At 73.6% G+C, this 19863-nt stretch carries 13 protein-coding genes; 8 read left to right on the top strand and 5 right to left on the bottom strand.

The window, feature by feature from the left end; translation table 11 throughout:
• Positions 1-3: 3 nt before the first annotated feature.
• Complete coding sequence (locus ACH4U8_RS06640; protein WP_360308687.1) at positions 4-969, bottom strand: sugar ABC transporter permease; 966 nt, start codon at positions 967-969, stop codon at positions 4-6.
• 4 nt (positions 970-973) lie between these two features.
• Positions 974-2266: an extracellular solute-binding protein gene (locus ACH4U8_RS06635; RefSeq protein ID WP_360308690.1), complete on the bottom strand. Its 1293-nt coding sequence runs from the start codon at positions 2264-2266 to the stop codon at positions 974-976.
• Between the two features lie 511 nt (positions 2267-2777).
• On the opposite strand from ACH4U8_RS06635, the gene ACH4U8_RS06630 reads away from it, so the two are divergent.
• From ACH4U8_RS06630 to ACH4U8_RS06620, 3 genes are all read left to right on the top strand, one after another.
• Positions 2778-3635, top strand: a complete 858-nt coding sequence (locus ACH4U8_RS06630) for an IclR family transcriptional regulator (RefSeq protein ID WP_395775958.1) — start codon at positions 2778-2780, stop codon at positions 3633-3635.
• Complete coding sequence (locus ACH4U8_RS06625; RefSeq protein ID WP_360308696.1) at positions 3632-4828, top strand: alanine racemase; 1197 nt, start codon at positions 3632-3634, stop codon at positions 4826-4828. The genes ACH4U8_RS06630 and ACH4U8_RS06625 overlap by 4 nt, the downstream gene beginning before the upstream one ends.
• 124 nt (positions 4829-4952) lie before the next feature.
• Positions 4953-5927 carry a sugar kinase gene (locus ACH4U8_RS06620; protein WP_395775957.1) on the top strand — a complete coding sequence of 325 codons (975 nt, stop codon included), beginning with the start codon at positions 4953-4955 and terminating at the stop codon, positions 5925-5927.
• A gap of 88 nt (positions 5928-6015) precedes the next feature.
• Here ACH4U8_RS06620 and ACH4U8_RS06615 read toward each other — a convergent pair whose 3' ends face one another.
• From ACH4U8_RS06615 to ACH4U8_RS06605, 3 genes are all read right to left on the bottom strand, one after another.
• Positions 6016-6378, bottom strand: a complete 363-nt coding sequence (locus ACH4U8_RS06615; protein WP_360308702.1) for a VOC family protein — start codon at positions 6376-6378, stop codon at positions 6016-6018.
• Positions 6379-6510: 132 nt separating this feature from the next.
• Positions 6511-6753, bottom strand: a complete 243-nt coding sequence (locus ACH4U8_RS06610; protein ID WP_360308705.1) for a chaplin — start codon at positions 6751-6753, stop codon at positions 6511-6513.
• A gap of 116 nt (positions 6754-6869) precedes the next feature.
• The gene (locus ACH4U8_RS06605; RefSeq protein ID WP_360308707.1) at positions 6870-7166 is read right to left on the bottom strand and encodes a hypothetical protein; all 297 of its coding nucleotides are present in this window, start codon (positions 7164-7166) and stop codon (positions 6870-6872) included.
• Positions 7167-7390: 224 nt separating this feature from the next.
• Here ACH4U8_RS06605 and ACH4U8_RS06600 point away from each other — a divergent pair, with 224 nt between their 5' ends.
• Genes ACH4U8_RS06600 through ACH4U8_RS06580 form a run of 5 tightly spaced genes read left to right on the top strand, consistent with a single transcriptional unit; the run spans position 7391 to position 19817 of the window.
• Positions 7391-8242, top strand: coding sequence for a DUF4132 domain-containing protein (locus tag ACH4U8_RS06600; protein ID WP_395775956.1), 852 nt, complete (start codon positions 7391-7393; stop codon positions 8240-8242).
• Complete coding sequence (locus ACH4U8_RS06595) at positions 8239-13131, top strand: hypothetical protein (RefSeq protein ID WP_395775955.1); 4893 nt, start codon at positions 8239-8241, stop codon at positions 13129-13131. The genes ACH4U8_RS06600 and ACH4U8_RS06595 overlap by 4 nt, the downstream gene beginning before the upstream one ends.
• Positions 13131-14291 (top strand): AAA family ATPase, encoded by a 1161-nt coding sequence (locus ACH4U8_RS06590; protein ID WP_360308716.1) that lies wholly within the window; start codon positions 13131-13133, stop codon positions 14289-14291. Before ACH4U8_RS06595 ends, ACH4U8_RS06590 begins: the two co-directional genes overlap by 1 nt.
• A gap of 4 nt (positions 14292-14295) precedes the next feature.
• Positions 14296-17964, top strand: a complete 3669-nt coding sequence (locus ACH4U8_RS06585; RefSeq protein WP_395775954.1) for a DUF5682 family protein — start codon at positions 14296-14298, stop codon at positions 17962-17964.
• Positions 17961-19817, top strand: coding sequence for a hypothetical protein (locus tag ACH4U8_RS06580; RefSeq protein WP_395775953.1), 1857 nt, complete (start codon positions 17961-17963; stop codon positions 19815-19817). Before ACH4U8_RS06585 ends, ACH4U8_RS06580 begins: the two co-directional genes overlap by 4 nt.
• Positions 19818-19863: the final 46 nt, after the last annotated feature.

Genomic DNA, 19863 nt, shown 5'->3' with positions numbered 1-19863 from the left:
TGTTCACAGCTCCTCCCCAGAGCGACGCAGCGCGCGGATGTAGAAGATCGTGACCACGAGCAGGATCAGCGTCATCAACACGCCGATCGCCGCGCCCAGGCTGTAGTCCGAGGACGCGAACGCCTTCTGGTACGCGTACACGTTGAGCACCAGGTTCTGGCCGGCGATGCCGCCGCCCCCGGTCATCACGTAGATCTGGGTGAAGACCTTGAAGTCCCAGATGATCGACTGGATCACCACGATGGTCAGGATCGGCCGCAGGATCGGCAACATCACGTGCCGGAAGGTGGTCCACGTGGACGCGCCGTCCAGCCGGGCCGCCTCCAGGACGGAGACCGGGATCGACTCGATGCCCGCGTACAGCGAGATCATCACGAACGGGAACGAGTGCCACACGACCACGACGCCGACCAGCGCGAACGCGGACCACTTCTCGTAGAACCAGTTGTGGCCCTGCATGCCCAGGACCTCGTTGACCAGGCCCAGGTTGGTGTCGAACAGGAACATCCACACCGTCGAGCCGGTCATCGCCGGTGCCGCCCACGCGCCGAGCGCGGCGAACAGCAGCAGCAGCCGCGGCCACTTGCCGATCCGGGTCAGCAGCACCGCGAGCGCCGCGCCCACCACGAGGGTGGCCACCACGCAGGCCGCCGCGAAGATCACCGTCTGGACCAACACGTCCCAGAACTGGTCGTCGCCCAGCAGGGTCGAGTAATTGTCGAAGCCGACGAACTCGGCGACCTCGCCCGCCGACGCCTGCGGCTGGCCGAAGTCGAGGAAGGACAGCAGCCCGAGCTGGTAGAGCGGGTAGCCGAACAGCGGGATCAGGATGGCCGCGGCCGGCAGCAGCAGCCAGAACGGCATCCACGAACGACGCCGCCCGGCCGTGGTCTTCTTCGCGCCGCCGCGCGGGCGGACCGGGGCCGAGGCCGGCCGGTCCGCCCGCGCGGGCGTGGTGGTCGTGGTCACCGTGCTACTTCCCGGCGAACGCGTTGTCGATCGCGGTCTTGGCCTCGCCCGTCGCGCCCGGGACGTCGGACTTGCCGGTGACCACCTTCTGGAACATGGTCGGCACCACCGACTGCGAGTCGATCTTGGCCCACGCGGCGTCCTTGGGCACGAACTTGGTGCCCGCGTTCAGGGTGTCGATGAACGGCTTGAGCCACGGGTCCTTGGCCACCACGTCACCGCGCGCCGAGGCGAGCGTGGGCAGGTTGCCCATCGCGTCGAACATCTGGAGCTGGTACTTCTTGCCGCCCAGGATCTTCATGAAGTCGACCGCGAGCGAACGGTGCTGCGAGGACTTCATCACGCCGAGGTCGTTGCCGCCGGAGAAGGCCGGCGCGATCGAGCCCGGGGTGGTGCCCGGCAGCGGGACGACCGCGTACTTGCCCTTGGCCACGCCCGCCTCGACCGCGCTGCGCGAGGAGTTGGGCAGGATCGCCATGCCCGCGGTGCCGGCCGCGAAGGCTTCCACCGTCTTGCCGCCGGTCAGGTCGGCGCACTGCTGCGGCGGACAGATGTCCTTGCCGAACAGGTCGGTGTACGCCTTGACGCCGGCCTGCGACTGCGGCGAGTCGATCGCGGCGGCGTACTTGCCGCCCTGCTGGGTGGCGATCTCGCCGCCGTTGGCCCACAGGAAGGGCAGGCCGCCGAAGGTGTACTTGCCGCCGACCGCGATGCCGAGCATGTCCGGCTTGGCCTGGCGCACCTTCTTCGCGGCCTCGACCAGCTCGGCGTACGAGGTCGGGGGCTTGAGGCCGAGCTCGGTGAACACGTCGGTGCGGTAGTACAGCGAGCGCAGGCCCAGCCACCACGGCAGACCGTAGGTCTTGCCGTCGACCAGCGTGGTGTCCTTGAGGTCCTTGGGCAGGTCGCCCGCCTCCGACCAGTTGCCCAGGTCGGCGGAGATGTCCGCGAGGCCGCCGGCAGCGACGTAACCGAACAGGTCGGTGTTGCCGAATTCGACCACGTCCGGCGCGCTGTTCGGGTCGTTGAACGCGCCCTTCATCTTCTCCGCACGCGGACCCGCGTCGGTGGGTATGTAGCCGATCTCGACGTTCACCTTGGGGTGCGCGGTCTTGAAGTCGGCGACCGCCGCGTTGACCACCTTCTCCTTCGGTGCGCGGTTCGCCTCGTCGTACAGCCACACCTTGAGCGTGCCGGTCTGTTCGTCGGCGGACTTCGACTTGGACGCCGTGCCCGGCGCGCACGCCGCCAGCGCGATGCCGGCCACTGCGACGGCGGCCAAACTCCGGATCTTCACGACAATTCCTCCTGCGGCGAGGCAGGCCGGAGCGACCGCGGGCGATGCCGCGACCCGAGGGTCGGCCTGTACGTCTGGACGTCTGCATCAATCGACACGAACGGGCCGCAAGGGGAAACAGTCCGGTGCGGCGTGAGCGGGACGTTAGAAAGCGACGCCGCGTTCCGACAAGGCGTCCCGGCGAACGTTGTGCACTGCAAAACTGTGTGCTGCGAAAGTGGTACCGGGTGCTCACGGACACGTAACGTCCCTGCTCGGTCGATCCGACGGCCATCCGCTCGACACCGAACGTTTGCGACTCGCTCGAAGGCGCGGGACGCGCGGGACGTGACGCGAACGACACGAACGACACCAGGACAGGGAGGGCGCGCCATGTACGACGTACGGCCGCGCGGCGGGCAGGTGCTCGGCGGCACCGACGGATCGGCGGCCGCCGCCCCCGTACTCTCGTCCGGAGCCCCGACGGGTCACACGCCCGGACGCCTTGTCGGGTCGTCCTGAGGACATGCCAGTGAGCATCCACGAGCACCAGCGCGGCACCGACGACGCATCGAGCGAATCGCGCGGCGAGACCCGAGGCGGAGCGCGCCCCGAGTCGCCGCCGCCGCGCAACCAGTCCGCGTCGTTGCGCCGCGCCCTCGCCGTCCTGGAGCAGGTCCGCGACCACGCCGGCGCCGAGGGCCTGAGCCTGACCGAACTCGCCGACGCGCTCGGTCTGTCCAAGAGCACCGTGTTGCGGCTGGCCCAGCCGCTCCTGGACACCGGACTGCTCGCCCGCGACCGCCGGCACGGCCACTTCCGCCTCGGCCCCGGCGCGCTCGCACTCGGCCAGGCGTACCTGGCCGGCATCGACCTGCGCACCGCCGCCGCCGAGGAGGCGCACCGGCTGATGCGCGAGGCCGGCGGCACCGTGCACCTGTGCGTCCCGGACGCGCCGCACATCGTCTACATCGACAAGGTCGAGAACGAGACCGCCGTGCGGATGGCCTCGCGGATCGGCAGCCGAGCGCCGATGTACTGCACGGCCGTCGGCAAGGCGATGCTCGCCTGGTTGCCCGAGGAGATCTTCACCCAGGTGGTCGACGCGGGCCTGCCCACCGTCACCGCACGCACCCTGACCGATCCCACGCTGTTGCGCACCGAACTGGCCCGGATCCGCAACCGGGGCTACTCGGTCGACGATCGGGAGAACGAGCCCGAGGTGCGCTGTGTGGCAGCGCCTATCTTCGATCACAACGACGTCGTGGTCGGAGCGCTGTCGGTCTCCGGTCTGACGTCCCGCGTCACCGCCGCGCGGGTTCGTGAACTGGGACCCGCGGTCGCGGCGGCGGCCCTCCGTGTATCGCGCACCCTGGGAGCGACCCGATGACCCTCGACTCGTACACCAAAGGCACCTGGCTGCCGTATGAGGAACTCACCGACGACGAACTCGGGGCCGCCGAACACAGCCTGTTCGACGGTCCGTTCACCTGGCCGGTGATGGTCGCGCGCAAGTCCGCGCTGCTCGCGAACGTGGCCACGATGGCCGAGTACACCGTGCGCCACGGCGTGTTGTTCGCACCGCACGGCAAGACGACCATGTCGCCCGAGCTGTTCGCCGAGCAATTGGCCGCGGGTGCCTGGGGGATCACCGTGGCGACCGCGAACCAGGCGCTGGCCGCGCACCGGTTCCGGGTGCCGCGGATCATCCTGGCCAACGAGGTGCTGGACGAGAAGGTGCTGCGCTGGGCCGCGACCCGGCCCGACCTGCTGTTCTACGTGGACTCGCGGGCCGGCGTGGAGGTGGCCGGCCGGGCGCTGGCGGCGGTGCCCGGCGGGAAGTTGTCGGTACTGATCGAGCTGGGTCGCCCGGGTGGGCGGACCGGCTGCCGGAGCATCGCCGAGGGCGTCGAACTGGCCCGGGTCGCCGCCGCGGTGCCGGGGCTGACCGTGGCGGGCGTGGCCGGCTACGAGGGTGGCCTGCCGGACGCCGCCGCGGTGTCCGGCTGGTTGCGCGAACTGGCGGCCCTGGCCGACGGGATCGCCGAGCTGGTGCCCGGCACGCCGATCGTCTCGGCGGGCGGCAGCGCGTGGTTCGACGCGGTCGTGGACGTGCTCGCGCCGGACGGCGAGCCGCTCGCCGACCGCACGATCATCCTGCGCAGCGGCGCCTACGTCTCGCACGACGACGGCCTGTACGCCCGCGTGACGCCGTTCGTGCGGCACCCCGAGGAGGGCTCGCTCGCGGGCGCCCTGGAGGTGTGGGCCCAGGTGGTCTCCGCGCCCGAGCCGGGCCTTGCCGTACTCGGCGCGGGTCGGCGCGACGTGCCCTTCGACCAGGACCTGCCGATCCCGTTGCGGGTGCGCGCGCTGGACGGGACACTGCGCGACGCGGGGCCGGCGCGTGTGGTCAGGCTCGACGACCAGCACGCCTACGTCGACCTCGGCGACAGCACGATGGCCCCGGGCGAGCTGGTCTGCCTGGGGATCTCGCACCCCTGTACGGCCTTCGACAAGTGGCGCGCGGTGCCGGTGGTGGACGACGACCACCGCGTCGTGGACGTGCTGAACACCCACTTCTGACCCGGCCGCCGGAACCGGCGCCGACCCCCGGCACCGTTTCGGCGCCGGACCGAACCCACCCCGGATCGATGCGTCGATCCCGAATCCGATGCCACCGACGACGCGCATCCGGCGAGAGGACATCATGAGCGCCGAACCCCGGGAAGTCCCGGACGTGGTCACGCTCGGCGAGACCATGGTGCTGCTCACCGCGCCGCGGATCGGCCCGCTGCGGCACGCCCGCACGCTCGACGTCGCCACCGGCGGGGCCGAGAGCAACCTGGCGATCGGGGTCACCCGACTCGGCGGGCGGGCCGCCTGGATCGGTCGGGTCGGCGACGACGAGTTCGGCCGGCTGGTGCTGAGCGTGCTCGGCGGCGAAGGGCTGGACACGCGCGGCGCGGTGGTCGACCCGGACGCGCCCACCGGGTTGATGGTCAAGGCCCGGCGGACCAGCGCGGTCACCGACGTGCGCTACTACCGTGCGGGCAGCGCCGGTTCGCGGCTGTGTCCCGAGGATGTGGATCCCGCGCTGGTGCGTTCCGCCCGGATCCTGCACGTCACCGGCATCACGCCCGCACTGTCCGCGACCGCGCGGGCGGCGGTGCGCGCGGCCGTGGCCGAGGCGAACGCGGCCGGCGTACCGGTCTCGCTCGATGTCAACTATCGACGGGCGCTGTGGTCGGTCGAGGACGCCGCGGCCGAACTGCGGGCACTGGCCGCCGCCGCGGACATCGTGTTCGCCACCGAGGAGGAGGCCCGCCTCGTGCTCAAGGCGCCGGCGCACACCCCGCTGCTCGACCTCGCCCGCGAACTCGGCGCGCTCGGCCCCGGCCAGGTATTGCTCAAGCAGGGTGCGCGCGGCGCCGTCGCGATCGTGGACGGCCACGTGCACGACGTGCCGCCGCACCGGGTCGACGAGGTCGACCCGGTGGGCGCGGGCGACGCGTTCGCCGCCGGTTATCTCGCCGAACTGGTCGAGGGCGGAACGGTGGCGGCCCGGTTGGCCACCGCCGCCGCGGCCGGCGCGTTCGCGGTCACCGTGCCCGGCGACTGGGAGGGACTGCCCCGCCGGGACGAACTGCGACTGCTCCGACGCGACGACGCGGTCGCCCGCTGAACCGCCGGCCCGCCGGCCCGCCCAGAGGTCGATCGGGGGTGCGAACCACCGCGGTCCACAAGCGGATCCGCACCGACGGCCGCGTCGGTCACAGCGGTTGGAGGAACTCCAGCCGGTTGCCCACCGCGTCCTGCGCGTAGCACCGGCGATGGCCGGGGAACTCGCCGTCGGGGACGACCTCGGTGCCGTTCGCGGTGAGCCGGGCGATCACCTCGTCCAGGTCGGAGACCAGGATGCCGGGATGCGCCTTGCGCGCGGGTCGGAAGTCGGCCTCGACGCCGAGATGGATCTCCAGCGTGCCGGCGCGCACCCACAGGCCGCCGCGCGCGGCCAACACCGGCGGCTTGGCGACCTCGGTCATGCCCAGGACGCCGAGGTAGAAGGCGCGGCACGCGTCCTCGCTGCCGGCCGGAATGGCGAGCTGTACGTGGTGCAGGGCGAAGGTTGTCATGCGCGCATGCCTACTCCATCGCCGCGCCGCCGCCAATCCCCTCCGGCCGGGCGCCGACCCGATCCGCCCGGCGCATGGGACGGCCCCGCCCGATGCGTGGAAGAACGCACCGAGCGGGGCCGAGGTGCCTGGTCAGCCCTGGTTGACGCAGACGTTGCCGATCGCCGGGTTGAGCAGCCCGACGATGTTGACGGTGTTGCCGCACAGGTTGATCGGGACGTGAACCGGAACCTGGATGTTGTTGCCGGAGATCACACCGGGCGAACCCACGGCCGCGCCGTCCGCGTCGGAGCCGGCCAGGGCGGGGCCGGCAGCGCCCGCGAGAGCGGCGCCCACAGTGGCGGTCAGGACGGCGGCCTTGGCGATACGCGACATCTTGTGTCGGTCCTTTCGGTTCGTACAGTCCACCCGCGGCGGGTGGATCCTGCACAACGCGCCAGGCGGCTCTCGGATACGGCGACACCGCCGAACGAGCGGTTGTGGCGGGCAAATTACCCCGGATGGGCGGCGGCCCGGAGCCGCAGGGCCAGTTCGTGCGCGACCTGGGCGAGTTCCGCGGGTGCCGTCGCGGACAGTGCGCCGAGCACCTCCGCCGTCGCCTCGACGACCGCGCGCGGCACCGCCACCGGGGCCAGTCCGTCCAGCACCGAACGGGTCCGCGCCGCGACCGGCACCGGTTCGAAGGCCGCCGGGGGAGTGGCCGGCCCGGCCGGGCCGAGCGGATCCCCGTCCGGCCCGGGGCCGGGAATCAGGCTGCGCAGACCTCTGGGCACGGCGGGCACTGTCATTCCACCGAAGTTAGTGCAACCGCCGTCGCGAGTTTCCCCGGCAGGCGCGATATTCGGCCATCGCCCGCAGTTTCCCTCAGGGTTTCATCCTGTCGGGTGACGGCGCTGTCGGATTCGGCGGCTAACGTTCCCGCCAACCTGGTCACCGGCGCAAGGCGCCTTGTGCCGCTTGGCATTTGACGGGTTGTCACCGACTTTCTCGGACGGCAGTGGAGGGAACGATCGTGGGATGGATCCCGGCGGGCGACTATGAGGTCGCCCTGCAGGACGGCAAGGTGGTGTGCCGCAATGCCAAGGGGCGGCAACTGAAGTCGGTGCCCGGGAAGCTCGCCGAGGACCCGGCCGTGGTGGGCCTGCGTCAACTCGTCGAGTGGCTGGAACGCCACGACCGCACCTGCCTGGACGCGGTCGAGCGCTGGATGATCGGCTCGCTCCCGGTCCCGGTCGCGGTGCTCTCCCGAGTGTGGCCGGATCCCTCCTGGCAGCGCGTCCTGCGCGACCTGGTGGTCACCGCAGACGGCGCCGACGTGGCCGGATTCCTGCGCGGTGCGGACCCCGAGCGCGGCGTCGGCATCGTCGACCCCGACGGCGACACCGTCTACCTCGACGCACAGACCATCCGGATCCCGCACCCGGTGTTGCTGGAGGACCTGGAGGACCTGCGCGAGTTCGCCGTCGAACTGGGGGTCGAGCAGCGCGTACAGCAGCTCTACCGCGAGGTGTGGCACCGACCCGCGGACCTGGACGGCAGCCGCAGCGCCGTCGAGGAGTTCTCCGGCGGGCGCTACGACCAGTTGCGCTTCCTGATCGGCCGGGCCACCCAGTCGGGTTACCAGGTGCGTGGCGGCCAGGCCGTGTGCACGGTGCTCGACGGAGGTCGCGAGATCGAGGCCCGGATGTGGCTGGGCGACTACGACGGCTACGAGGAGACCGAGACCGGCTCGGTCTCCTGGACCGAGGGCGGCGGCACGCTGACCCTGGACCGGGTCCCGCCGGTGGCCTGGTCGGAAGGCATGCGCATGGGCGCCGCGCTGTACGCGGGCCGCACGATCGAGACCACGGAGGACGCGGCATGAACACCACCGGCACGAGCACCACCCCCGACAACGCGCGCGGCCTGCTGGACGCGGGCGGCATCCTGCCGGTCGGCACCCTGACCGGCGACGACATCGACACGCTCACCGTGCGCACCTACCTGCACGCCGCGTTCGCGGACCGCCCGATCGTCCGGCTGGTCCCGGGGACGCTGGGCGAGGCGGAGGACCTGGCCCTCGGCTTCCTGGGCCTGGCCCGCGAGCCGGACGCCCCCGAGGTCGGCCAGGTCCGCCGCGAGGCACTCGGCTTCCCGGCCTGGGCCCTGGTCAACGACCCGGCCAACGGACACCACGCGCTGGCCCTGGTCCGCGACATCGAGCGGCTGGACCGCCAGGCCAAGACCAAGCCCGGCGCGGCCAAGGACGGCTTCGACCAACTGGCGGTGCGGCTGGGCCGGGCCGTACCGCACTTCCTGCCCACCTTCCACGAGCAGGCCGCGCGGATCTTCCTCAAGCACGACAACAAGACCTACGCGTCCGCCTTCTTCGGCAAGGCCCGCGAGGCCGAGCGGGTGCACAACCTGCCGATCGAGGAGGAGCGGCTGCGCGCGGTCTTCCTGGAGTTCGCCTTCGCCGGCGCGCTGACCGCCAAGGCGCTCAAGGAACACGCCAAGGCGCTGGCCGTGCGCCTGGGTCCGGCCCAGGCGTGGGTGCAGTTCCGCCAACTCGCGGTGGAACGCTGCACCGCGGGCATGCCGCCGTACGCCGGCCTGGCCGAGGACGCCCGTGCGCTGATCCGGGCGGCCGGCGGCGACCACACCGTCGAGGAGTTCGCCCTGCTGCGCGAACTGCTCGCCACACCGGCGATCGGCCGGGCGCCGCTGTCCTTCTGGAAGGTCAACCGCAAGCCGCTGGCGACGCTGGCCGCCGCCGAGCCCGAGGTGCGGGCCCGCCTGCTGGAGATCCTGCCCACCCCCGGCGGCACGGTCGAGGACGCCGACCTCGACGGATTCTGGCTCGACCTGCTCGCCGAGGCGGGCACCCTGGACCTGCTGGCCGACGGCGACCTCGCGCCCGGCGCCCGCGCCCAGTGGCTCGCCCGCTGGGCCGCGCACTCCCGACGCGGCTGGCGCTACAGCCCGCGCAACGAGCGCACCGCGAAACTGATGGTCCGGATGGCGGGCGCGCTGCGCGCCGAGGCGGTGCCGGTCGACCTGTTCAACGGCAACGGTTGGCGCGCCGGCGTCGACATCGACCTGCTGGACGTGGCCCTGACCGAGGGCATACCGCTGGCCGACCCGAAGCCCAACGGCTCGTTCGACCTCGACGAGTGGTGGAGCGACCAGGCCGCGGGCCGCCGCGAGCTGGCCGCGATCGCCGCCGACGAACGCCACCTTCCGCTGCTGTATCGGGCGATCGGCAACCTCAAGAGCAACCACCACAGGGCCACCGCCGAGCATCCGGTGTTGCGCGGGGTGCTCGCGAACTGGCTGACCGAGCAGGGCGCCAAGGTCACCTCGGCGGCCGGCCTGCCCGCCGCCGAGCGCGAATTCTCGGTGCTCAACGGGTTCCGTTCGGTGGCCGAGGAGGTCACCCCGGACGTGGTCGCCCGGGTCCGCGCGTTCGACCCGGTCGCCCTGCTGAGGAACACGCTGCGGGCCGGCGTCTACGACGAACTCGGCTGGCCGGCCCTGGAGGAGGCCGCCGGGATGTTCGGCCACAAGCACAAGATCGTCGTCGACGAGGCGTGGCCCGCGCTCGTGCTCTCCACCGAGAAGCGCGCGGTCGTGGTCGGTCCCGAGGGCATCCTGCTCGTGCACGAGCCGCGCCTGCCCAAGGAACGCGTGACCTGGCAGCGGGTCCAGTACCGCTACGTCGACGGACAACTCCTGGTCGCCTGGTACAACAAGGAATACGACTGGGAGGGCTACTGGTCCGGACGCCCGACCGAGACGTTCCTGCTCGCCGGCGAGGGCTTCGGCCGCTCGGACAGCGACACCCGGCTCTCCCTCGAACTGCCCGACGGCGGCCGGACCACCGGTGGCCGCCCGCTGTACGCCGGTGACACCAAGGTGCCGCCGCGTCGCGGCGTGCTCACCGACGGCACCACGCACTGGTCCCTCGACTTCGACCGCGGCGACCGCAAGTGGACCGAGTACGACCCGGCCACCGGCATCCACGGCCGCGCCTCGCTGCCCGCCCCGTTCGCCGCCGCAGTCGCCGACGGCGGCACGCTCGTGGTCGACCGGTGCGAACTGCTGCCGCTGCTGCCCGGCCTGGAGAACAGCCCGCTGGGCACCGACGGCACGCTGCTCGGCCACTGGGTCCGGGTGGACGGCGACACGGTCACCGCCGGATCGGTGGACGGGCGCACCGTCGGCACCCCCGTGCGCAACCGGCGGCACGGCGACGGCATGCCGCAGGAGGTGCCCATCGGCACGCTGCGCCTGCCCGGCGGCGCCGCCCCGACGGTGGTCTTCGAGAACGGCAACGTGTCGCTGTGGTCCGGTGACGTGCTGCTCGGCTACTGCATCGGCAACCAGGGCGGCATCGAGCTGGCCACCGGCAGCCGGATCGTCCCCGAGGTCGCGTTCTGGCACGCGCTGCGACCTCGCGACGAGGCCGGCTCGCTGGCCCTGCGCGCGCTCACCCCCGAGCGCGCCGCCGCACTGGTCGCCGAGGTGCACGCGGACCACGAGCGGGCGCAGGCCGAGTACGCCATCGCCAAGAAGTCCGGGGACAAGTCCAAGGCCAACCGGCCCGACTCGGTGCGGATCGCCCCGGTGCGCCTGCTGCTGCCCGAGCTCGGCCACGCCGGACTGGTCCGCAGCGTCGCCACCCTGGCCTCGACCACCGCCCGCCTCGCCGGCCGGCTGCGCGATTTCGGCAGGATCACCGTCAAGGAGCAGAAGACCCGCGAGGTGCCCACCGGCCCCGAGCACGGCAGGGACGACGAGTTGCGCTCGGCGCTCGCCGGGACCGCGGGCATCGGCCGCTCCGGCTACTACGGCTCGGGCGGGACCATGTGGACCACGGTGAACCACATCACCGCCGTGGCCGAGGCGCTGACCCGCACCGACGGCCCGGCCGAGTGGACCGTCGAGGACGTCCGGCTCACCCATCCGCAGCTCGGCTGGCACGAACTGCTCGACCGCCGCGCCGCGCTGCTCGCCCGCGCCCTGTCCCCGTTCACCTCCGAGGAGCACCGCGCGTCGTTGCTCGTGGTCCTGCAGGCGCTCACCGCCGGGCCGCTGGGCACTCCCGCCGGGACGCTGCGCACGGTCGTCCTGTGCGAGCCCTCCCCCAAGAAGAAGAACAAGGAGCACAAGCGGCAGGGCCGCACCATCCGGCGCGGCGACCGTACGGTGTTCATCCTGGACAGCCAGTACACCTACGGCAACGACAAGGACCACTGGGTCGCGCTCGACCACGACCCCTCGGGCCGATTCGACGCGATCGACGGCTTCACCACCCACGAGGAACACCGCTACGTCGAGCCGATGTCCGCCGAGCGGGTCGCCGCCGTGCTGGACGGGATCCGCACGAACGGGCCCGTCCCGTGGCGGCCCGAGGCGGTGCCGGCCCTGGTCGAGGGCACCGGCCTGGGCCGGGCCGAGGCGAGCGTGCTGCTGGCCGGCATGGTCGCGGACGACCTGGACAAGGACCGGCGAGCGGTGCTCGGACTCAAGGCCGCCGAGGCGACCAACGCCCGCGAGCAGTTGGACCGGCTCGACGCCGGCGCGCGGGCCGGCGTCCTGGGCGCGCTGATTCCCGAGCAGGTGTCGGACATCCCCACCCTGTGGACGACGGGCCCCGACCTCGCGGCCGGCTGCCGGGCGTGGGACGCCGCGTTCGGCCGGGTGCTGCGCTTGTCCGAGGAGGTCGCGGCGGACGCCCGGGGCATCCCCTCGGCCTCGTTCGAGTACGTGCTCACGCCGGAATCGTTCCGGTGGATCACCGGCACCTCCACCCACACGGTGGACAAGGACGGCCGGCTGCTCGCCTCCGACCCACAGGCGGTGCCCAGCGGCAACGTCCTGAACCACATGGTGTCCGCCCTCGTCTGGCTCGCCTACCGACTGCCCTACGGCGACCCGTTGCGCGCCCAACTGCCGCACGCGCTCGGCATGCTGCGCACCCGGCTGGCCGACCCGGGCCTGGTCTTCGACCTGGACATCGAGTACGCCGAGCGCGGCTCCACCGCCACCCTGCTGCGCGAGGCGGTCGGCCTGCCCGCCACCGGCGGCGCGGACCCGGACGGCGTGCTGCGCATCGAGGACCGCTTCTGGCTCCGGCCCTGGTACGGCGACAGCGAGTTCGCCGAGGTGCGACCCGCCGGCTTCACCGGCGCCGACGACCCGTGGTTCGACCGGCTGATCGCGCTCCGCGGCGCCGCGAACTCCGCGAGCCTGAAGGCGTTCCGCCGGATCCTGGACCCGGCCTTCGAGGAACTCCTGCGCGCCGACGGCCCGCCCGGCATCCCGCAGGACCCGGCGTACGCGGTGCCCGACCTGGTCGCCGAGGTGACCAAGACGCACGGCCTCGGCGAGGACGCGGCGATCCTCTACCTCCAGTTGCTCGCCCTGCCGGACCCCACGGACCGTCAGGTGGCCCGCTGGACCGGCTGGAAGCCCGCACGGCTGAAGAAGGCCCGCGCCGAACTCGCGGCCACCGACCTGGTCGTCGAGGCCAAGCGCTCGCGCGCCGGACGCACGTTGTTCGTGCCCGGTGGCTGGAGCGCGCTGAAGAACCCGGCGCTGCCCCTGGAGACCTGGAAGGAAGGGCTGTACCCGCAGCCCACGCACACCGTGATCGTGCCCGACCGCCCGGTCCCCGAACTGTTCCGCCGGGCCTGGCAACGTGTGCTCGACGGCGATGCGCCAGGCTTCGAACAACTCGTCACCCGCACCACCCGGAAGGGCCGCCGCTGATGGCAACCGCAACCGAACCCGCCACGAGCGCGCGCCAGATACAACCCCCCGAGGACCTGTACGCCCAGGAACTCGCCTTCCTGGCCGCCTACGACCGCGGCCCGCGCCCGCCCGCCTGGCGACTGACCCCGCGCGCGGTGGTCATCTTCGTGATGGGCAGCGGCGACGAACTCAAGCTGCCCGAACCGGTCGAGGGCCTGCCGCGGGCCCTGACCATCGGCGCCAAGTTCGTCGGCGAACGTGCCCTCGTCGAGCGCTGCGTGGTCACCCTCGCCGGCGAACGCGGCCTGCTCCTGGTCGGCGAGCCCGGCACCGCCAAGTCGATGTTGTCCGAACTGCTGGCCGCCGCCGTGTGCGGCACCAGCGGACTCACCGTGCAGGGCACCGCCGGCACCACCGAGGACCAGCTCAAGTACGGCTGGAACTACGCGCTGCTGCTCGCCCAGGGCCCCAGCCGGGGTGCCCTGGTGCCCTCGCCGGTGCTCACCGCGATGACCACCGGCGCGGTGGCCCGGATCGAAGAGGTCACCCGCTGCCTGCCCGAGGTGCAGGACGCGCTGGTCTCGCTGTTGTCCGAGCGCCGGATCGCCGTCCCCGAACTCGCGGGCGGCGCCGACGCCCAGGTGCACGCCGCACCCGGGTTCACCCTGATCGCCACCGCGAACCTGCGCGACCGGGGCGTCTCGGAGATGTCCGCCGCGCTCAAGCGCCGGTTCAACTTCGAGACGGTCGGCCCGATCGGCGACCACGACGCGGAGATCGCGCTGGTCCGCCGGCAGGCCCGGGCCGCGGTGGAACGCACCGGGACGGCCTACGCCGTCGACGACACGGTGCTGGAGGTACTGGTCACCGCGTTCCGTGACCTGCGCACCGGCCGCTCCGCCGAGGGATGGGAGATCGAACGCCCCTCCACCGTCCTGAGCACCGCCGAGGCGGTCTCGGTGGCGTCCTCGCTCGCACTGGCCGCGGCCTACTTCCCGGGCGACCGGGACGTGCTGAGCCTGCTCCCGGGCCACCTGCTCGGGGTCGCGAAGAAGGACGACCCGGCCGACGCCGCCCGGCTCCTGTCCTACTGGGACGCCGCGGTGCGCCGCCGCGCGGAACACGGCTCGGCCACCTGGCGCACCCTGTGGGACCTGCGCGGAGTCCTGGAGGGCTGACGAGGTGTCGACCACACGTACGGACGGGCCCATCGACGAGGCCCGTCCGGCTGCCGAGCGCCTGGCGGCGTCCCGGCAGCCCTACCTGATCGGGGTGCGCCACCACGCCCCCTCGCTCGCCGCCGCCGTCCCGGCCCTGCTGGACGCGGCCCGCCCCGACGTGCTCCTTGTCGAACTGCCGCACGAGGCCGCGCCCTGGCTGCAATGGCTCGCACACGAGGACACTCGCGCGCCGATCGCCCTGGCCGGCACCGGCCGGGGCGGCCTCGGCTTCTACCCGTTCGCCGACTTCTCGCCGGAGTTGGCCGCGCTGCGCTGGGCCGCCCGCAACGGTGTCCCGGCGATCCCGTGCGACCTTCCGCTGGGCCACCCCGGATGGGACCGCACCGACCGCGCGCCCGACGGCGAGGGCGCGGAGGCCGGAGCGGAGACCGGTGCGGGCGGCCTGCACGCCGCGTTGCGCGACCGGCTCACCGGCCGGGCCGGCGACGACCTGTGGGACCGGCTGGTCGAGGCCACCGCACCCGGCTCGACCGCCGAGGCGATCCGCCGGGCGGCGCTCACCGTCGGCTGGGCCCTGCGCCGGGACGCGGGCACCGTGGACCCGGTCGACCTGCGCCGCGAGGCGTGGATGCGCGCCACGCTCCACGAGGCGACCACCATCGGCGCGCGCGCCGCGGTGGTGCTCGGCGCGTTCCACGCACCGGCGCTGCTCGAACCGGCCCCGTCCGAACCGGACACCACCACACCCGCCGCCGAGATCGCCGACGTCACGATGTCGCTGATCCCGTACACCTACCCGCTCCTGGACGCCCGCTCCGGCTACCCGGCCGGCATCCGCGACCCGGAATGGCAGCAACGCGTACTGGAATCCGGCGGCGACCCGGCCGCGCTGCACGAGGCGCTGATCGCCGCGGCCGTGCGGATCTGCACCGACCTGCGCGGCCAGGGCCACCCCAGCGGACCGGCCGACGCCCGCGAGATCGTCCGGCTCGCCGGCGACCTGGCCAACCTGCGCGGACTGCCCGCGGCGGGCCGCGGCGAACTGCTCGAAGCGGTACAGACCGTGCTCACCCACGGCGAGCCGCTGGGCCGGGGCCGATCGGTGGCCCGCGCACTCGAACGTGTCCTGGTCGGCAAACGAGCCGGCCGCCCGGCGCCGGCCGCACCGCGCAGCGGCCTGGGCCCCGAGGTGGAGCGCCGGATCACCGAACTCGGCCTGCCCGGCCCCGCCGACCCGGCCGAACGCGACCTGCGCCTGGACCCGCTGCGCAGCGACCTGGACCGGCGGCGCGAACTGCTCCTGCAACAACTGACGACCTGTCGGATCCCGTACGCCGAACCGGTCGCGGTGGTCGGCGCCGGCGGCGCGGACGCGGTCACCACCCGCTGGCGGGTGCGCTGGACCCCGTCCGTGGCGGCCCTGTTGGACGCGGCCGGCGTCCGGGGCGTGACCCCGGAACAGGCCGCCGAGGGCACCCTGCGCGCACAACACCGAGCCGAACTCGACGAGGGCGGCCCCACGGCGGAACAGATCCTCACCGGCCTGGAACGCGCCGCCGCGTGCGGCCTGTCCGACCTGACCGCCACCCGACTGAACGAGACCGGCCAGACCCTGCCCACCATCGCCACCCTGCCGAACCTGCTCACCGCCCTGACCCTGACCGACCGCATCCACGCCGGCCACCTGGGCGCCACCCCCCGAACCCCCGACCCGACACCCCCCACCCCACCCACCGCCACCGCGCCCCCCGACCCGAAGTCGACGACGCGCCCCGACGCCGTGTCCGCCGCCACCCCCGGCACCCTCGACCCGGCCCGCACCGACTCGGACACGCGTCCCGGTGCCGGTGAGGACGTCACCCAGACCCTGCTCACCGCCGCCGTCCGCCACCTCGACGGTCTGACCGGATCCGACGACCCCGCCGACGCCCGGGCCCTGGCCGATCTGGCCGAGCGCGCCGACACGTTCGGCGGGATCCGGTTGACCACGGGACTGGCCCGACTGGCCGCCGACGGCTCGCCGCTGATGTCCGCCGCGGCCGGCGCCGTGCGCGTCCTGCTCGGCCACGAGGACCCGGCCGACCTCGGCGACCGGATCGGCTCGTGGCTCGACACCGCGACCACCCCGGCCGCCCGGGCCGACCTGACCCGCCGGCTCACCGGCTTGCTCACCGCGGCCGGCCCGCTCCTGCAGACCGGCGGCCCGGTCCTGGCGGCTCTCCTGGACCGCGTCGACACCCTCGCCGACCGCCCGTTCCTGGACCGGCTGCCGGCCCTGCGCGGCGGCTTCGACACACTCAGCCCCGCCGCCCGCGACCGCGTCCTCGACGCGGTGGCCGACCACCTCGGCGACCGGGTGGACACCGACGCCGACCCGATCGCCCTGGCCCACTGGACCTCCGCCGACCTGACCGCCCACCAGGCCCTGGCCCACCGATCCCTGCTTCCCCCGCCCACCCCCACGAACGCTGCCGAGCCGGCCGCCGCCCCCGCGCCCGCGGCAACTCCCGCCGCCGGCCCGGTGAGCGGGTGGGCGCAATCCCGACCCCACCAGGACGCCCCTGCGGCCATCCCCCCACAACAGCGCTGGAAACTGATCCTCGGCCGCCGCTCCGACCACCTCCAGGGCAACGCCCGGCAGATGGCCACCGCGCTCGACGAGCTCTACGGCACCGGCCGAGGCGAAGGCTCCCGCAGCGACCTCGGCAACGGCGACCGAGGCGGCCGACAGGCCCCCTACCCCGGCGTCCGGGAATGGTCCGAGGACCTGATCGCCCTCTTCGGCTCCGACATCCGCGAGGAGGTCCTGGCCGCCGCCGCGGCAGCCGGCCGTACCGACGTCCTCACCCACCTCGACCCCGCCGCGGCCCGCCCCTCGGTGGACCTGCTCAAAACCGTGCTGGCCCACGCCGGCGGCCTCCCCGAGGCCAAACTCGCGCTGCTGCGCCCGCTGATCTCCCGGATCGTCGCCGAACTCACCCGCGAACTCGCCACCCGGCTGCGACCTGCCCTCACCGGCATCACCACCCCACGCCCCACCCGCCGTCCCGGCGGCGCCCTGGACCTGCCGCGCACCCTGCGCGCCAACCTCGGCACCGCCCGCCGCACGGCCGACGGAACCGTGGTCGTGGTCCCGGAGCGGCCGATCTTCCGCACCCGGTCGAGCCGCAGCAACGACTGGCGGCTGATCCTGGTCGTGGACGTGTCCGGCTCGATGGAGGCATCGACCATCTGGTCCGCGCTCACCGCGTCGATCCTGGCCGGCGTCCCGTCGCTGAGCACCCACTTCCTGGCCTTCTCCACCGAGGTGATCGACCTCACCGAGCACGTGCACGACCCGCTCGGCCTGCTCCTGGAGGTCGAGGTCGGCGGCGGCACGCACATCGCCGCCGGCCTGCGCGCCGCCCGCGAACTGGTCACCGTGCCCTCCCGCACGCTGATCACCGTGATCAGCGACTTCGAGGAGGGCTACCCCCTGGGCGGCCTGCTCGCCGAGGTACGCACCCTGGCCTCCTCCGGCTGCCACATCCTGGGTTGCGCGAGCCTGGACGACGCGGGTCGCCCGCGCTACTCCGCCGCCGTCGCCGGCAGCCTCGTCGCCGCCGGCATGCCGGTCGCCGCCCTGAGCCCCACCGAACTGGCCCGCTGGGTCGGAGAGAAGGTCCGATGAGCACCCAGGGCCTGCCACCGGTCGCGCCGGACGTCACCGCCGGCATCATCGAGGCGCTCACCCCGCGCCTGCGCAAACGCCTGGACGCCGCGATCGACAAGCTCGCCGCGTACCCGGTCTCCCGCGACGGCGACACCGTACGGATCACCGTCGGCGAGGACGCCGAGCTGACCCTGTCCATCCCCACCGGATCGGTCACCCGCGCCGAGGACCTGCACTGCTCGTGCCTGCTCGCTCCGGCCTGTGTACACCGCGCCGCAGCCGCCGCCTCGGCCCCGGTCGCCGATGCCGAACCCACCCCGGAAACCTCGAACACCCCCGACCCCCAAGGCACTTCGAGCACCACCGAGACCCCCGACCCGAACACCGCCACAACACCGCACCAAGCCGCCGCAAGCACGGAGCCCGGCGCCGGCACCGAGCCCACCGGTGCCGAACGCGCCGCCGCCGACGCGTTGTGGACGGCCGGCGCCGCGATCGTGGACGCCGGCGTCGACACCGCCGGCGCCGTCCTCCAGGCCGGCCTGCTGCGCGCCGCGCACACCGCACGCCTGGCCGGACTGCACCGGGCGTCCGCCGCCGCCGTCGCGGTGGCCACCGGCCTGCGCACCGCCCGGGCCGGCGATCCCGCGTACCGGCTCACCGACCTGGTCGCCGCGCTGCGCGAACTGCTCGACGTGGCGCACCTCCTGCGCACCTCGACGGGGGAGACCGCCCCGGCCCTCGACGCGTTGCGCGGCACCTCCCGCCGGGCCTACGCACCGGCCGGGTCGTTGCGGCTGTACGGGCTGTTCACCGAACCCGTACTGACCGCCCGCGGCTTCGCGGGCGCGGTGACCACCACCGTCGACCCGACCGGCACCCTGCGCACCATCGGCGACGTCGCCCCCGGCGGCGCCGACCGCGCGGTCGGCGCCGCGACCCGCGCGATCCGGGTCGGCGACACCTCCATCGACCCGGTCGCGCTCACCCGCGCCGGCCTGGTCGTCTCCGGCGCCACCGTGTCCGCCGGCGGCCGGCTCGGCGCCGGCCAGGGGGTCCGCGCGGCCCGGGCCGGTGGCGCGGCCTGGACCGACGAGCCGCTCGGCGCGCTGTGGGACGTGCCGCCGGCCACCCAGGTCGACAGCGTCGTCGGCCACCGCGATCGGCCCGCCGACGACCGCCCCGCAGGCGCCGACCTGGTCTTCCTCGACGTCACCGTGCTCGGCCCGACCCCCGGCGCCCGGGACCGGGTCCACGCCGTCTGCGCCGGACTCGATGTGCACCTGCTCGTCGCGCACGCCGACCCCGCCTTCGCCTACCGCGACAACCTGCGCCTGCTGGCGACCTGTCCGGGCCTGCGCTTGCGGCTGATCGGCCGCCTCGAACCCGGCGCCGACCGTGCCGTGCGGGTGCTCGCGGTCGGCGTCCCGCCGGGCGACGGACCGACACTGCGACTGGCCGAGGACCGGCTGGGCCGGGTCGACCTGGGCCTGGACCGGCTGCACCGCGCCGACCTCCCGGCCGCCGCGTCGACCCCCGCCGTGACCGTCGCGGCCGAGGAACTCCCGGCCGGCCCGCTGTACCTGATGCACCGTCACGTAGAGCGAGCGATCAGCGGCGGTCGGCCGGTGCTCGCGCTGGCCGGTTCCACCGCCGCCGACACCGCTCGACTGCGCCGGGTCGGGCTGGCCACGGGAGCGACCCTGGTCGAGCGCCTCGGGCAGGTCGCGGCGGGCCGCGAACGGGATGTTTTCGGGCGTCTTCGCGCGGGCGACAACGACCTTTTGTCCGCCGCGTGGCTGGCCGCCGCCGTCTACGCGCAAACCGTCGAAGGTGCTCTGACCAGGGCTGTTTGGTCCGCCGAGCAGTAGAGCCGGGGGCGTTGCGCCAATCGATTTCCGATCGGTGACGGGCAGC

The sequence above is a fragment of the Embleya sp. NPDC020886 genome, assembly GCF_044333915.1.
Classification (GTDB): domain Bacteria; phylum Actinomycetota; class Actinomycetes; order Streptomycetales; family Streptomycetaceae; genus Embleya.
This window is presented reverse-complemented; position numbering and strand designations above follow the sequence as displayed.